General features: G+C 32.4%; 14 protein-coding genes. 10 read left to right on the top strand and 4 right to left on the bottom strand.

Annotated features, from left to right (window positions below):
• Positions 1-16: 16 nt before the first annotated feature.
• Positions 17-358 (bottom strand): hypothetical protein, encoded by a 342-nt coding sequence (locus BXU01_RS06295; protein WP_083692313.1) that lies wholly within the window; start codon positions 356-358, stop codon positions 17-19.
• Between the two features lie 174 nt (positions 359-532).
• Here BXU01_RS06295 and BXU01_RS06290 point away from each other — a divergent pair, with 174 nt between their 5' ends.
• Positions 533-934, top strand: a complete 402-nt coding sequence (locus BXU01_RS06290; protein WP_055094245.1) for a helix-turn-helix domain-containing protein — start codon at positions 533-535, stop codon at positions 932-934.
• 111 nt (positions 935-1045) lie between these two features.
• Complete coding sequence (locus BXU01_RS06285; RefSeq protein WP_255373713.1) at positions 1046-1516, top strand: hypothetical protein; 471 nt, start codon at positions 1046-1048, stop codon at positions 1514-1516.
• A gap of 9 nt (positions 1517-1525) precedes the next feature.
• Here BXU01_RS06285 and BXU01_RS23620 read toward each other — a convergent pair whose 3' ends face one another.
• The gene (locus BXU01_RS23620; RefSeq protein WP_165689764.1) at positions 1526-1696 is read right to left on the bottom strand and encodes a hypothetical protein; all 171 of its coding nucleotides are present in this window, start codon (positions 1694-1696) and stop codon (positions 1526-1528) included.
• A gap of 97 nt (positions 1697-1793) precedes the next feature.
• Between BXU01_RS23620 and BXU01_RS06280 the strand changes: the two genes are divergently transcribed.
• From BXU01_RS06280 to BXU01_RS06270, 3 genes are all read left to right on the top strand, one after another.
• Positions 1794-2351 carry a hypothetical protein gene (locus BXU01_RS06280; protein WP_083692311.1) on the top strand — a complete coding sequence of 186 codons (558 nt, stop codon included), beginning with the start codon at positions 1794-1796 and terminating at the stop codon, positions 2349-2351.
• Positions 2352-2909 (top strand): YdeI family protein, encoded by a 558-nt coding sequence (locus BXU01_RS06275; RefSeq protein ID WP_083692309.1) that lies wholly within the window; start codon positions 2352-2354, stop codon positions 2907-2909.
• A gap of 263 nt (positions 2910-3172) precedes the next feature.
• On the top strand, positions 3173-4075 hold the full coding sequence (locus BXU01_RS06270; protein WP_083692307.1) for a PhzF family phenazine biosynthesis protein: 903 nt from the start codon (positions 3173-3175) through the stop codon (positions 4073-4075).
• A 106-nt stretch (positions 4076-4181) separates the two neighbouring features.
• On the opposite strand, the gene BXU01_RS06265 is transcribed toward BXU01_RS06270, so the two are convergent.
• Complete coding sequence (locus tag BXU01_RS06265) at positions 4182-5312, bottom strand: DinB family protein (RefSeq protein ID WP_083692304.1); 1131 nt, start codon at positions 5310-5312, stop codon at positions 4182-4184.
• A 147-nt stretch (positions 5313-5459) separates the two neighbouring features.
• A complete protein-coding gene (locus tag BXU01_RS06260) occupies positions 5460-5687 on the bottom strand; it encodes a CDGSH iron-sulfur domain-containing protein (protein ID WP_056248078.1) in 228 nt (75 codons plus the stop codon).
• A 555-nt stretch (positions 5688-6242) separates the two neighbouring features.
• On the opposite strand from BXU01_RS06260, the gene metG reads away from it, so the two are divergent.
• From metG to BXU01_RS06235, 5 genes are all read left to right on the top strand, one after another.
• Entirely contained in the window at positions 6243-8300 is a 2058-nt protein-coding gene (gene metG / locus BXU01_RS06255; protein ID WP_083692302.1) for a methionine--tRNA ligase, read from the top strand.
• A gap of 150 nt (positions 8301-8450) precedes the next feature.
• The gene (locus BXU01_RS06250; RefSeq protein WP_083692299.1) at positions 8451-9878 is read left to right on the top strand and encodes a hypothetical protein; all 1428 of its coding nucleotides are present in this window, start codon (positions 8451-8453) and stop codon (positions 9876-9878) included.
• 253 nt (positions 9879-10131) lie between these two features.
• Entirely contained in the window at positions 10132-10407 is a 276-nt protein-coding gene (locus BXU01_RS06245) for a hypothetical protein (protein ID WP_083692296.1), read from the top strand.
• A 383-nt stretch (positions 10408-10790) separates the two neighbouring features.
• Positions 10791-12293, top strand: coding sequence for a hypothetical protein (locus tag BXU01_RS06240; protein ID WP_083692293.1), 1503 nt, complete (start codon positions 10791-10793; stop codon positions 12291-12293).
• A gap of 73 nt (positions 12294-12366) precedes the next feature.
• Positions 12367-13254: a DMT family transporter gene (locus BXU01_RS06235; protein WP_083692291.1), complete on the top strand. Its 888-nt coding sequence runs from the start codon at positions 12367-12369 to the stop codon at positions 13252-13254.
• Positions 13255-13465: the final 211 nt, after the last annotated feature.

The following is a 13465-nucleotide window of genomic DNA, read 5'->3' as shown; positions in this document are numbered from 1 at the left end:
AATCACAAATTCTCGATCATTCCTCAACACCCTGAAAATCCCCAACAAGTATTTCATTGATTTCACTTAGCATTTCAAATTCATCCATAGGAAACATCTCAAGTACGGTTTCTAAAATGAGACTAACATTAATAGGCGCTTTTTTGTCTGTTTCTGAAATTTTATGTGACTCGTTTTCCAGCGCCAAAATGCATAATTTTAGCATATTGGTAATAATACAGCCAAGTTCATAATAATTTAAAAGTTCAATTTTTGCGGTGTAAAATTCTTTTTTATCTGGAGACGGATTTAGAGTAGTACAATATCGGGCAGTTAATTTTCTAAGACTATTTAGACTTTTAATTTCATTTGGCTCCATGGTAACTTGGCTTTTTTAATTTTTACTATACGAAAAATATTACTTTTACTTAATACAACGCAAGGAAGTAATAGTAGGTATTGTCCCAAACCATTATGCATGGTGTTTTACAAATGCCATCTTGTATTTTACAAAAACAAGAATAATTAAAAGAATTTTAAATATCTTTGAACTATGAGCACAGCAATAAAACCGAAACATATTGGCAGAAATATTAGCCGAATCAGAGAGCTTCGTGGAATGAAACAAGAAGCCCTTGCTTTTGCAATTGGAATAAGTCAGCAAACTATTTCGAATATTGAAGGAAGCGAAAATGTTGATGAAGAAAAATTGAAAGCAATTGCTGAAGTTTTAGGAGTTTCGGTTGAAGCAATTAAAAATTATAGTGACGAAACAGTATTTAATATCATTAGTAATACTTTTACAAATACTAGTCACGATAGTTCAACAATCAACTCAATTAGTATTCAGCCAACTTTTAATCCTCTTGATAAAGTTGTTGAGTTGTTTGAACGTTTGGTTCAATCTGAAAAGGAAAAAGTAGAATATTTAGAAAAATTACTAAAAGGCAAATAGCCTTTATAAAAAATATATTGATTGCAAAAAGAGACTTACGAGTCTCTTTTTAGTTTTTAAACCATAATACTTTTGGATAATTTATATTCTGAAATTATAAAAAGACTAAAATTGAAACCAACAACAAACTCAGATTTTGAAAAGATTTTTTCTAACCTTGCAAAAATGGGAAACACAATTCAAAGTGCAAAAAATACTTTCGAATTATTAAGAGAATTAAATCCAGAAACTACAGATTTGCAATGTGATATTTTGGTTTCTGAAATCCATAAAATACAATATCAGTCGAATACCAATAGTTATTTTTACTTCTATTTCCCGATAATTAGTCATATTCTATATTGTAAACCACAATACGAAAAAGAGCTTTTAAAATATTTAATAAGTCCAAATTTCGCAAACGGAACTTCTCAAGTCAACGAAATGATCTTGATTATAAAAGAAGCAATCAAATTTAAACTTAATGAAAATGAGTTTTATTTAACCCGCGAAAGTCAGTTTTGGGTTGAAGATGAACTTTATAAATTAGAAAAAGAGATTCAGCGAGAAATAGACATTTGCCAGAAAGAACTGGATGAATAGAATACAATGTTATTTCACATCAGATTCGTCACTATTCTTTTTCTCGTTCATTTTTGCCACTAAAGCTTTTAAACGTAATGCACGTTCTCTCTTTTCTTCCTGAAGTTTAGCCTTTTTTTTATTGAGCAATTTGGTATGCAAAGCCTTGTTTTTGGTATTTTTTTCAGGTCCTTTTGCCATAATATAATTTTCTTTAATTACGTTTACAAAGATAAAGAACTAATTGTAAAGACAAATGATTAGAAATCCAGATTGATAAAACCAACAAAACTTGGCTATGAAAATAAAAATCTTACTTATTTCATTTGTTTTATTATTTTTCTTGAGTTGCAAAAAAGAAGAAGCAGAAGTAAAATTTAAATATTTTGATTTTTCTTATAGTGATACTTTCGAAACATTTTTTTCAGTAAAATTCACTCCAAACGACAGCGTTTATATTAGAGAATACTGGAATGGCAGGGATGTTTGGGACAGCACTAATATTCCTAAAGGAAAAACAAATTATATTGCTTTAATAAGTCAAAAAGATAAAAATAAGCTGATTGATTTAATATCTAAAACACAACTAAAAAAATATAATTCCGAATATGTTGAGAATTATTCTGATGGAAGTTATTACACTATTTACATAGACAAAGATTCAATCAAAAAATCAATTGCAATACATAGTTACAAAGATGATGTTCCAAAAGATTTGGATTCTTTAGCTAATTGGATTTATAACTGGAAAAAGAAAGTGAAATTAATTAAAAGCAATAAAAAGCTAACTTTTTTTAGTTCAAAATATATTTTACTACCGCCACCACCTCCACCTCCATTAAAAACTGAAAACTAAATGAATCCAACTTTCTTCCCAACCCAAGAAAAATTCAGAGAATGGTTAGAAAAGCATCACAAAACAGAAACTGAACTTTTGGTAGGTTTCTATAAAGTGAGCAGCAAAAAACCATCAATGTCCTGGTCAGAATCTGTAGATCAGGCACTTTGTTTTGGCTGGATCGATGGCGTTCGAAGATCTATAGACGACGAAAGTTATTCGATCAGGTTTACACCCAGAAAGAAATCCAGTATTTGGAGCGCGATCAACATTAAAAAAATCGAAGCACTCACAAAAGCCGGATTGATGAAAGAAGCCGGAATAAAGGCTTTCGAATTCAGGTCTGAAGAAAGATCTAAAATTTACTCGCATGAAAATGAAGCGTATATTCTAGATCCTGAACTCGAAAAGCAATTTAAAGCTAATAAAACAGCTTGGGAATATTTCAACAATCAGGCACCATCGTATAAAAAGGTAATAATTCACGTAATTATGAGCGCCAAACAAGAAAAAACGAGAATTGCAAGATTGGAAAAAGCAATAAAGTTTAGTGCCGAAGGAAAACGAATGCTGTAAAAGAAAATGCAATGATTATAACTTAGATCAAAGAACAAACAGTAACTTTATTGTACTAGAAAAAAAATGGAAGCAAAAACGAAAGTTATATCTTTATGTGTTATTATTTTTCACGCAGATTGACCAGATTTTCTTTTTAATCTTTTTAATTTGATTTAAAATGCATAGAAAAAAGTAAGTTTCCATGCTAAAATAATTAGGTACAAAACACTAGCTTTTAATATGAACTTACATCACTTATATGGTGAAAAAAAACTATAATAATGGAAGATAGAATCGCATTAGAATACTACGTTTTAGATGTATTCTCTAATAAAAGTTATAAAGGAAATCCGTTGTCTGTCGTTTTTACTAATGGCAATCTGGATCTGGCAGTCTATCATAATATCGCCAAGGAATTTGGTTATTCTGAGACTTCATTTGTTTATTATTCGGCAGCACAAAAAGCGCTGAATGTTCGTTCTTTTACCCCCACAGGTTTTGAAGTCGATGGCGCCGGACACAATTTATTAGGTGCCGTTTGTGCAGCATTATTCAAAAAAACGCCCATTTTTGAGGAACAAAACGAAACCGATCATTTTGTAATCATGAAAGATAATCCAATACCATTATCAACAAGTTTTGATCCGGTTACCGAATTTCCCGTGGTACAAATGCATCAAAAACCAGCCGTGGCTTTAAAACAAGTTCCGGCTTCGTTAATAGCGAAAGCACTTGGTTTGGCGATTGATGATTTGACAGTTGGTGAACTTTTGCCTACGATTGTTCAAACAGAAGTTGCGCATCTTATGGTTCCTATAAAAAACAGACGCTTTTTGCACGATTGCATTCCTGACAATAAACGCCTAATCGAAATCTCTAAAGAATATGGATTTGAAGGATATTATTGTTTTACAATTTTTGATGCTAAACATGAAAATATAGTCGAAGCCAGATTCTTTAATCCGTTAATTGGTATTAATGAAGATGCCGCAACCGGAACAGCCGCCGGACCTTTAATTGGCTTTTTGACACAGAGTAAGTACACAAAACCCAATACTGAATATAAAATCCTGCAAGGCGTGAAACTAAATCAGCCTTCGTTAATCGAAGTAATGTCCAGAGATAATGATATTTTGGTTGGCGGTTCTGCCGTTATAACCATGAAAGGTGAACTTTATATATAATACGAATCAATAATGAAATGTTCCTTTAGGCACAAACTACAGATCTTCAATTTTTGATTCGTATATCTAACTAAAAAAAGCTGCATGATGCAGCTTTTTTTATTCTTTATTTCTTTATTTCCTGTGGTAATATCTTCATTTGTTCCGGTGGAATGCGTTTCTTTAAAAACAAAATTTGTCCTAAATGACTCGATTGATGTTCCATAACATGAAACCAGCAATATTGATTTGTCCAGTCATATCTTGTTTGAACTTCTACAAACCATGCATCGTCTCTTTTCTTTAATTCTGAAATGGTTTTTGCTCTTACTTCATTATAGATATCCAGATAATATTGAATATCATGACCTTTAAACTCGTCGCGTCCGCCTTGATCCAGGTCTAAAGCTTTTTGCCATATTTTCTTTTCTTCTTCATTAAAACCTCTGTTTTCAAAAGTAAAAACCTGATAATATTTTTCGGCTGCAGCCAAATGCATTACAAGTGCTCCAATGCGGTTGGCTTCATCATCGTGTAAATAATCAATTTCATATTGACTCATATTTTTAACGGTTCTTTCAACACGATCTTTAAGATCTTCGAGCATCGAGATCATATCGCCAATTTTTGGCGAAGCTCCCTCAATATTTCCAATTCTCGCTTCTTGCCTTGGTTTTATACCTGTTCCTTCCAACAACAAACTGGCTTTCCCGTCTACGCTTGATTTATCCGAAGTGATTTTATATTCTTTAACTTTAACCACGGCATCTTTGGATATTCCGAAGCTCCATTTTGGAATATCTCCGTCTTTTATTGGAGTTTCAAAACTTGGATTTAAAACTGCTAAAGGCTCAAAAACACCTTTATCATTTTCGATAAGTAATTCAAATTTATCAAAATAGAATTTTCCGTTATACAAACATAGACCTCCAAAACTTAGTGATTTGCTATTTGCATCAATCGTTCCTTCAACAGTATAAGACTGCCATTCTTTTGATTTTACTGGTCTGTCGCTCATATTGTCAAAAAAACCGTCTTCGTCATTTTTAGTATCTACGCGCGCCCAAACTCCAGCCCAGGATTTTGGCTCTGTAGTTTCTACTTTAACGGAAGCAATTACTCTAAATTTTTTCTTTACAGAAGTTTGAATGGCAATAGTCTGATTGAAAGAAGTCCAATCGCTCGAAACAACTTTTTGTGTTTGTGCTTTTGCCGACAATAAGCTTAAAAATAATAGTAGTAACGTTATTTTTTTCATTCTCTGGTTTTTTAAAATTTTCGTAAATATAATATAGTTTTTTAAGGAAATAACTTATCATAATCTGAAATTATTCTGAAAAATCAAACAAAAAAAGCTGCATCATAAATGCAGCTTTTCATAGTATAATCAGAAATTTAAGATTTCTTAATTTGTTTTCATTGGTGGTAAATCGAATGCGATAGAATCGTGTTCGAAGTTATTACGGTGTCCTCCGTCGCAAAAAGGTTTGTTTGCAGATAATCCGCAACGGCAAAGTCCTAATGCAGCTCTTCCTTGTAATCCGTAAACTGTTCCTTCTGAATCCATGATTTCAAAATCACCTTCGATTTTGATAGATCCGTTTTTATTGATGATTAATTTTGTCTTGCTCATAACTTGTTTTTGTTTTTTTTCAGAGCAAAGATTGCGAAATAAATTTTGAAGATTTTAATCGGGATGCTAGTTTAAACTGGTTCTATTTTAGGATTGAATTTAATCGCGCAAAGACGCAGAGGCGCAAAGTTTTTGTACTTTGATTATTACACAAACTTGTCAGACTGAGCGTCCCGAGGCGTCGGGAGAAGTCCCGCAAAGTGATTTAGCATATGTGGCTTCGACTTCGCTCAGCCTGACAAACTGGGTGTCTTTTAGCCCCGATAGAAGTGAAAATCCTTTTGTGGCGGGGTTCGCCACAAAAGATTGTAACGGATAGCGGGATTAGCTCCTGAAAAAACTACTAAGAAAAATCAAATCTTTGTCGAGTTTCTAGCGTGATTGCTTCGTTCCTCGCAATGACAAACAATGAGAAAAAACTTTGCGTCTCTGCGTCTTTGCGAGATTAATTCACATTCTTTAAAACAAAAACTCGGCGCTTTTTCTTTGCGAAACTCCGCGAAATAACAAAATCTCAATTCTATTGCTTATTTTTGCACTCAATAAAATTGAGTTATGATACAGAATCCAAAGAGATATACTATTACGGCGGCTTTGCCTTACACCAACGGACCTATACATATTGGGCATTTGGCGGGGGTTTACGTGCCTGCAGATATTTATTCGAGATATTTACGTTTGCAAGGAAAAGACGTTGCGTTTATTTGCGGAAGTGATGAACACGGGGTTGCAATTTCGATGAAAGCCAAAAAAGAAGGAATTACACCGCAAGAAGTTATTGATAAATATGACGGGATTATTAGAAAATCATTTGCTGATTTCGGGATTTCGTTTGATAATTATTCTAGAACTTCGGCTAAAATTCATCATGATACTGCTCAGGAATTCTTTAGAACATTGTATGATAATGGCGATTTTATTGAAGAAATAACAGAACAATTGTACGATGCAAAAGCGAATCAGTTTCTAGCAGATCGTTTTGTAGTAGGAACTTGCCCTAAATGTGGTAATGACGGAGCTTATGGCGATCAATGCGAAAATTGCGGATCGACTCTAAATGCTACGGATTTAATAAATCCAAAATCGACAATTACTGGAGAAACTCCTGTTTTGAAAGCAACAAAACACTGGTTTTTACCGCTTGACCGATATACTGAATTCCTGACTGAATGGGTTCTTATTGGACATAAAAACGACTGGAAACCTAATGTTTACGGACAAGTAAAATCTTGGGTTGATGGCGGACTTGAACCTCGTGCGGTAACGCGTGACCTTGATTGGGGAATTGATGTTCCGGTTGAAGGTGCTGAAGGAAAAAAATTATACGTTTGGTTTGATGCGCCTATCGGGTACATTTCATCAACAAAAGAATGGGCTTTACGCGAAGGAAAAGATTGGGAACCATATTGGAAAGATGAAGACACGAAGTTGGTTCACTTTATTGGGAAAGACAATATTGTTTTTCACTGTATTATTTTCCCAGCGATGCTTAAAGCCGAAGGAAGCTATATTTTGCCGGACAATGTTCCTGCAAATGAGTTTTTGAATTTGGAAGGAAACAAACTTTCGACTTCTAAAAACTGGGCGGTTTGGTTGCACGAATATTTAGAAGAATTTCCGGAGAAACAGGATGTTTTGCGTTATGCATTAACTTCTAACGCTCCAGAAACAAAGGATAATGATTTTACATGGAAAGATTTCCAAGCGAGAAACAACAATGAATTGGTTGCAATTTTCGGAAATTTCATTAATCGTGTTGTGGTTTTAACCAATAAATATTACGACGGATTTATCCCAACTCCTAACGAATTATCTGAGGTTGACGAGAATACTTTGGCAGAATTAAAAGCGTATCCAGCCGTGATTTCAAGTTCGGTTGAGCGTTACAGATTCCGTGAAGCTCTTGGTGAATTGATGAATGTTGCACGTTTAGGAAATAAATATCTTGCCGATGAAGAGCCTTGGAAAGTTATGAAAGACAATCCCGAGCGTGTAAAAACTCAAATGTATGTGGCGTTGCAAATTGCTGCTGCGTTGAGCATTTTGGCAGAACCATTCTTGCCTTTTACTGCGGCTAAATTGTCAAGAATCCTGAAAAATGAAGGTAAATTGAATTGGAATGATGTTGCCGAAAATTCAGAATTGATTCCGGAAGGTCACCAAATTGGTGAAGCCGAATTATTATTCGCAAAAATCGAAGACGAAGAAATACAAAAACAAATAGATAAATTGGAAGCTACAAAAACTGCTAATCTTGCCGAAAGTAAACAACCGGAACCTCAAAAAGAATTGATTCAATATGAGGATTTCGCTAAAATGGATTTACGCGTAGGAACTATTATTGAAGCCGAAAAAATGCCAAAAGCAAACAAACTTTTGGTTCTTAAAATTGATACCGGAATTGACGTTCGCACGATTGTTTCTGGAATTGCCGAAAGCTTTTCGCCAGAAGAAATCATTGGCAAACGTGTTACAGTTCTTGCAAACTTAGCGCCAAGAGCTTTACGCGGAGTTGAAAGTCAAGGTATGATCTTAATGACAACAAACGCCGAAGGAAAATTAGTATTCGTAAATCCTGATACTGACGCTCCAAATGGTGAAACGATAAATTAAGTTTTTATATCCTATTTTAAAAAGCATGAATCAATTAATATTTAATTGATTCATGCTTTTTGCTTTTAGAAACATCTTAAATAATTTTTATAGATTCAGTTTTTTAATTAAAAAAATAAGATATTCGCTCAAAATTAAAAACAATTGCTAATGCTTAAAAAACTATTCTTTGCGTATGTATTTTTTAATAATGTAGTTTCTTTTTCGCAGGAAATTGTAAATTCTACATCAATTGAATTAAAAAAGAATGTTCAAATTTTTCAGGTTGTCAATGATTCCATTAAACAAACTACAATGTTTATGGCTGATGAAAACCGAATCAAAGCAATTCGTTTAGATGACAAAATGAAATTTATTGATTCTTTGTCGACTCAAAAACCGGACAAAACTTATTCTAAAATGATTGGAAATTTTGCTTCTGGTAATAAAACTACATTATTCTGGGCATCATCAAACCAAAAGAAAATCCTTTCGCAATCTTTTGATTCTAAAAACAATAAAATTTTAGACAAAGTTTTTGATTTAGAATTTAAAAATGAAATTCATCTACAAGAGTTTTCAACTTCAAATAAATTCGTGATTTTAAACTTATTGAAAAAAAGTAATATTTTCAAATTATACGTTTTTGACAGCAAAGGAAATTTAGAAATTAAAGATATCGACTTAAGTAGCTTTAAATTCTATCATCGTACTAATTTACACGACACATTTGAAGAAGATTTTTTGCCTTTTGAAAGAGCTTTTTCATTAGTAAAAATTGAATCAGAATATCCAAGTTCCTTAATAAAAACAGCTACAAAAAGAAAATGTTATATTGTAGATAATCAAATCATTATAACAATTGATTCTGATCAAAATTATACACAAATAATCCAGATTGATTTAGAAAATTATAAAGTAAGTTCAAAAAACATACTTCAAACTCCTGCTAAAAATTTTGGTAAAAGCAGCAGTTTAACTTATAATTCCTTTTTTATTAATAATGAATTATACCAAATTAAAACGTCATCAGATAAATTTTATGTGACTATAAAAGATCTTAATGGTAATTTGATAAAGGAACATGCTGCAAATAGTGAAAATTCTATTGATTTTAAAAACACAGAAATTAATCAACAAGGTGGTGATTTTGGCGGTAAAAGAACATTAGAAACCTCATCTCAGTTTATCCGGAAATTAAACGGACAAAACACTGGGATTTCCTGCTATCAAAAAGGAGAAAATATTTTACTTACAACTGGAAGTGTTTCCAGCGATAATTCTGGAGGATCACAAGCAGTTTTAAGTCAATTTGGTCTTATTGGTGCTTTGATTTCGGTTGCTTTTTATAGTCCGTCAATGGAAAGTTTCAATTCATATGCAGGTCGCAAAGCTGTAACGATTTCCAGCTTGTTCGATAAAAATGGTAATCACATTACAGAAGAATTAAAACCTCTGGCGTATGATAAAATTAGTACCTTTCTGGAAGAGAATAAAAAAACTACTCCGTTGAATTTATTTAAAATGGAAAATTCTTATTATTTAGGCTTATATGATAAGGATTCTAAACAGTTTGTAATTAGAAAATTTGCTGACTAATAATTGTTAAGAACTTTAAAACCGATATTTTAATATGAGAAATTTCTCATGTTTTTTCTTTTTGTCTGAGTTTATAGTCGTACGTTTGTCATGACAAAACATTCTTCGGCGAAAAATCCGAAAACTTAATTTAAGTTAACATAAACGAGCCCTCGTTCACGTTGAAGGTGCTAGTGATAGCCCTTAATCTCATTCCTTGGAATGTTTTGTCACAACCGAAAACGAGGGTTTCGTGCGTTTAATATTTTCAGAAATGACAGAAGAAAATCAAAAAGCATCAAAGCCAGATGTAATGCGTGCAATGGCAGAATTCCTCTCGGATCTTTGGTTTGTAGAAGATTTTAGGGATCAACCAGAGTATTTGTCCGAAATTTTCGAGACAATTCTCTTAAATGAAATGGGTGATGACCAAGATCTCAGAATCAAAATGGTAAGTTCTATCAGAATCAGTAAATTGCTGGCAAATGCGCTTGGCTCTTTTTCTGATAGTGAAATTAACAATGCCTGCCGGAAAATCATGAATGCATAATACCACTAAAAAACAAGTTTAATCCTAAATTTTATTGAAGAATAAAAATCAAAGATTCAATTTTAAATCTTTGTATTTATTGTGTCTTTAGGCACTAAATATTGGTAGAAAATTAGCTTCCAAATTCGTTAGCGTGCCGTAGGTACGCAACAAAACGATGTCTATTATGTACCTAGGGCACGTGAATCTATTTAAATTCTATTTTTTCTACCAATATTTAGTGTCTAACGACACATTTTATTCTTGGCTTTATGGCTTGTATTTATTAATAAAAAACAACATATTCCTATTTGACTAAAGCGAAGGTTATTTGTGTTTGTATTTTTGTTTTTTGGTAAAGAAAAAAATAAGATATTCGCCAAAAAAAGTAAAACCTTTTACCAATGATAAAAAAAATACTCCTTGCCTCTTTATTTCTAAATAGTTTACTGTCTTTTTCGCAGGATATTGTAAAGGAGTTTGATTTAAAATTAGAAAAGAAAAGAGATTATTTTCAAGTAGTTAACGAAGCAGAAAAAGAAGTAATTCTGTTTTTGAATGACAAGGAAAAGGTTTCAGCAATTAGATTTGATCAGACTTTTACGATCAAAGATTCTTTGTCAGCGTTAAGGCCTGAAAAAAAGTATGAAGAAATTATTGGATACACTCAAAATAAGGATGATTACTTTGTTTTTTGGGGATCAAAAGACAGAAAAGAGATCAACTCGCAATCTTTTAATTTTAAATCTAAAAAAACCGAAACAAAACCAATTAATTTAGAATTAAAAAAGGAAAAAATAGTTAAAGAAATTACGATTAACAATCGGTTTTACCTGATTACTATTGTAAAAAACACAAGTCTTTTAAAATTTTATATCTCTGATAATGATGGAAATCTGAATGAAAAAACGGTAGACTTATCTCATCTGGATTTCAAAAACATATTCAACCATACAGAAAATTTATATACTGTTTTAACTGATGAATCTTCTGAGCCTAATTTTCAAACTATAGCCAATGACAGTCCGCCATCATTAGCGCTGAGTTCCAAAAGGTATAAAATTTACACCTATAATCCTGATGAAATTATTTTCACTATGGATAATAATACAAACGCAACACAGGTTTTAAGGATTAATATTCAGGATTTTACATCAAATCTTAAATCGATTGAACAGCAAAAAATAGCTAAAGGAGAATATGGTGCAATATCGTTTAGATCGAATTCTTTTTTAATTGACAATAAAATTCTCCAAATAAAAACTAATTCGTTTGTTTTGTTTTTTACCATCAGCGATCTAAATGGCAATAAGATTCATGAATATAAAGTTTTGCATGATGAGGAAATAGGTTTTAAAAATTCTGATTTTTTCCAGCAAAAGAATGGCTTATTTCTACAAAATGATGGTTTTCTTATCAACACAAAACCTATTCAAAATTCAGAACAGTTTCTTAGAAAAATTAATAATTCACCAAGTATATCATGTTATAATTTAAATGGTGTTTATTATACTGTTATAGGAAGTTCTCAAGATATATCCCGCGGCGGTGGCGGAATGACGGGAATGGGAATGTCTGCCGGAGGAATGGGCGCCGGAATGAGTTTTGTTCCTTATCAAAGATGTTATACTGTAGAAAATCTAATTTCTTATAAAGATAAATTTGTAGTTTACACGAATTGTCTGTTCGATTCTAATTTTAATCATCTCAATGGCGAAATGAGAACTTCGGCTTTTGATAAAGCCAGAACTTTCGTAGAAGAGAATGAAGAAATCAAAGAAAGTGTTTCAATATTTACTACAAGTCTCTATAAAGATTTAATACTTTTTAAGTTGAATAGCAATTTGCACTTAGGAAATTATAGCAAGAAAAATAAAAAATATCAGATTTTTAGTTTCTCCGAATAGTTATAAATATGTATTCGGTTCAATTAAAATCTGAGCTTTCAAATCAACAATTTGAATAGCAAACCAAAATAATATGAAAATCACCAAACCAAGACTAGCCTTAATCTGCGGAATACTTTGTATTTCGATCTTTCCTATATTGGTAAAACTTAAATTAGCTCCCGGATTAATCTCGGCTTTTTATCGCATGGCTTTTGCCTTTACTTTGCTTTTGCCTTATGTTTTTTTGACCAAAAACTTTAAGCTTCCAAAGACAAAGTTTATTCTATTGGCAATGCTTTGCGGCGTTTTATTCTCATCTGATGTTGCTGTGTGGAATATCGCCATTCAGGATTCAAGTGCGACTCAGGCTTCGTTGCTTACAAATTTGTCTCCGCTTTGGGTTGGACTTGGTTCTTTTTTCTTTTTGAAAGTAAGACCGGCAACCAATTTCTGGATTGGAACCGTAGTTTCATTATTGGGGATGATTACTTTGGTTGGTTTTAGCTTTTTTCTGGAGTTGAATTTTGATCAGGCTTTTCTATTTGCGGTTTTATCAGGAATTCTATATTCGATTTATCTTTTGGTGAGTAAAAATGTCCTTACAGATGTTGATGTTCTTTCTTTTATGACCATCAGTTTATTGGCTTCGACTATATATTTAGGAATTCTTTGTTATTGTTTAAATCAGCCTTTTACAGGATTTTCAGATACCGGTTGGTTTGTATTGGTTCTTCAGGCTGTAATTTGTCAATTGTGTGCGTGGCTTTCTATAAGTTATGCCACACAACACATGCGGGCAACAAGAGTTTCGCTAAGTTTATTGAGTCAGGCTGTAATTACTTCCATATTAGCTTGGTTGTTTTTAGAAGAACAAATAACTTTACAAATGGTTTTTGGCGGAATCATTTTGCTATTCGGAATCAGGATTACGTTTTATGATAAGACTATTTCTTTGAAGAAACTGTTTGCTAAGAATTAGGATTGCGAAATGGCACACGGATTTTTACAGATTAAACGGATTTACGCAGATTGGTTTTTAATTTGTTGCTAAAAAAATCTATTGCAGATTTGACAGATTAAGCAGATTCTTTTTTAAATAATTCGTGAATTCGTGGCGGAAAAATTCATGCTAATTAGTTTAATTCGTAGCAAAAAAATTCTCTCGCAGATTTGGCAGATTGAGCAGATTC

Source organism: [Flexibacter] sp. ATCC 35103, assembly GCF_001975985.1.
Classification (GTDB): Bacteria; Bacteroidota; Bacteroidia; order Flavobacteriales; family Flavobacteriaceae; genus Flavobacterium.
The sequence above is the reverse complement of the archived record's forward strand: the minus strand, read 5'-3'. Positions and strand labels throughout refer to the sequence as shown.